Source organism: Serratia microhaemolytica, from assembly GCF_004011885.1.
Taxonomy (GTDB): domain Bacteria; phylum Pseudomonadota; class Gammaproteobacteria; order Enterobacterales; family Enterobacteriaceae; genus Serratia_G; species Serratia_G microhaemolytica.
The window spans coordinates 1-1,465 of the sequence record NZ_SBEF01000113.1; the positions used below are offsets into that span (position 1 = coordinate 1).

The following is a 1,465-nucleotide window of genomic DNA, read 5'->3' on the forward strand; positions in this document are numbered from 1 at the left end:
TGATGAGAATGTCTATGCACTGCTCACCCTCGAAGAAGGGGGTGCCATTCTGCGCCAGTTCTGCAACCCTAATGCAGCACATTGGCGTGATATCGGTTTTGGCTGTAGTGATCCGCTTTCTCCTTATGCGGGTAATATTAAGGATGGTCTCGCACTTGGCCGAATTATTGTTGAGCTGAGGGCATTTGGTATTACAGCCACTGAATATCGTGACAAACAGGGCAGAGGTTATATAAAAATCTCTGGCTACCCAGGGGTTCGCAAGATTTTAACCGGCACCAGATATTCGATTAAAAATAAAAAGATACTCAATATCGGGATTGGTAGCAAAGGTATTGAGAATGGCATTCTCAGTGGTGCGCGCTTCTGCTTGATCTTCTCTGCCGCTTATCGTGCCGTTGAACTGATGTTAAAAGATGACTATAGCCTGACTGATTTTTTTGTTAATCTCAGCATCGATGCTGCTAAACTCGCTGTTTCTGTCGGAGTGGCCTGGGGAGCGAAAGCCATAGCCACTGGATTGATGGTTGCGGGTGGCGAAGTGATTGTTATTGCAGTAGGGATCTTTCTGATTGGCGTTGCTGTTAGTTATGGATTGAATGCGTTGGACACGCATTTTAAGATTACTGAAAGAATCATTAACGCATTAAAAAATCAACAAAATGATAAGCATACCCAATCCTACGCACCTTATGGCACAGAACCATCTTTTGATAGTTGGGGGCATTTTTCTGGTGGCTAAGATTAATAGACTCTTTGTGATTTTATATGCCATTCTTTTTCTCGCTGCTGGATTAGCAGGGGCATTTGTCTCTTTGGATTCATACTGGGCATTTTTTCGCTTAGCTGATAGAGTTGAATTTTCATCTATGATTGGTATGTTTGTTTTTGGTGTGCCTATTCTACTTTACCTGTCAATCCTTTGCTTTTTAATGGCATATAAAAATCAGCCAATCAGAATGAGTAATAAACTATCTAAATCATTAACCATTCTATTTGCAATGGGTGTGATTATTGGAATTTCATCCTCTGTTTATGTTAATCACTCGTTAAGTAATAAAGGATATATAATCTGTGATAAAATATCGTGGATGTCACCTAATCAATACGTAAACAACTCTAAGTTATGTCAGTAATTTTTTAGTTATAGTGGCGTCATTGGTGAGAAATTAATTTTTTAAACATCACTCACTCTATTAATCGATACACTTGCAGAACAAGCTCAATGGTTTTCTGCCCGATGATTGACTAAAAAAATACAACTCACTGGTTTAATAACTTGTTATGGTGCGATTTTCATTATAAAAAATCATGGAAATAGCCCGGCAAAGTACAAAAAAATTCTGATTGGCATAAATAAAACAGGGAACCTTGTGCTATGTCCTACCCCATTTATCTCACCATGATCGGTGAACAACAAGGAGATATCTCACGCAACTGCGGCTCATATGCCTCTTTGGGCAAC

General features: G+C 39.5%; 2 protein-coding genes. Both read left to right on the forward strand.

Going from position 1 to position 1,465, the window contains the following annotated elements:
- A partial coding sequence (locus EOJ37_RS14565) for a hypothetical protein (RefSeq protein WP_162473714.1) occupies positions 1 to 742 on the forward strand: 742 nt, incomplete at its 5' end.
- Positions 735 to 1,136, forward strand: a complete 402-nt coding sequence (locus EOJ37_RS14180) for a DUF1240 domain-containing protein (protein WP_162473715.1) — start codon at positions 735 to 737, stop codon at positions 1,134 to 1,136. The genes EOJ37_RS14565 and EOJ37_RS14180, both read left to right, overlap by 8 nt.
- The last annotated feature ends 329 nt before the right edge of the window (positions 1,137 to 1,465 follow it).